At 61.1% G+C, this 239-nt stretch carries 1 protein-coding gene; it reads left to right on the top strand.

Annotated elements, in window-relative coordinates:
• Window positions 1-239, top strand: a 239-nt coding sequence (gene pilV, locus ACVA58_RS28640) for a shufflon system plasmid conjugative transfer pilus tip adhesin PilV (protein WP_446513615.1), incomplete at both ends; no start/stop codon positions are given.

Below are 239 nucleotides of genomic sequence, written 5' to 3'. Positions count from 1 at the left end.
CCGCAATGCTGATCAGCAGCGGTTACTTGCCGAACGGCTTTTCGACCACGAATGTTTTCGGACAGACATGGCAACTTCAGGTCCTGCAGCCCACCGCGGGGACGTTGCAGTCGGTCGTGCAATCGGTTGGCGGGAGGGCAATCGCGGACACTGTCCAGCTTGTTCAGATTGCCGCCCAAGCAGGGGCGCAGGGCGGATTCGTCCCCTATGCCGGCCAGAATGGTGACGCAACCATGACC

The organism is Photobacterium sp. DNB22_13_2 (genome assembly GCF_052873915.1).
This window is presented reverse-complemented; position numbering and strand designations above follow the sequence as displayed.